General features: G+C 48.4%; 1 pseudogene. It reads right to left on the bottom strand.

Going from position 1 to position 541, the window contains the following annotated elements:
* Nucleotides 1-541: pseudogene (locus R7Z77_RS27960) on the bottom strand (DNA mismatch repair protein MutS); the annotation flags it as partial.

The raw sequence follows: 541 nt of genomic DNA, 5'->3' as shown, positions 1-541 counted from the left end.
TCGGTTGCACCATCAGCGAGCTTGCGCCACTCATCCAATTCTTCGTTATAGCCTTCTGCAATCACACCACCATCGCGGATCACTACCGGCGGGTTTTCTTTGATAGCACGTTCAAGAAGCTCACATACCTCATCTATTGGCGCAGCAAACTGAGCCAACTTCACTAGGTATGGATGAGTTAAGGATGCAGTGAGCGATTCTAGTTCAGGAAGTTGCTGCATGGCATGGCGTAGGCGAGCCATATCACGTGGACGAGCAGAACGTAGAGCAAGACGCGCTAAGATACGTTCAATATCGCCAATCTGTTTTAAAGTTGGCTGAAGATCGGTAAATAAGCCTTGATCTTTAATTTCACCAATCGCATCCAGACGGTTGTTTAGCGTATCAATACAACGCATCGGTTGATGCAGCCAACGCTTTAACATGCGGCTGCCCATCGGGGTTGAGCAATGGTCGAGAACTGCGGCGAGTGTATTGTCCGTGCCGCCAGCTAAATTTTGGGTGATTTCTAGATTGCGACGCGTAGCTGCATCTAAAATTA

The sequence above is a fragment of the Vibrio sp. 1401 genome, assembly GCF_033340295.1.
Note: the sequence above shows the minus strand (reverse complement) of the source record. Positions and strands in the feature narration are given on the sequence as shown.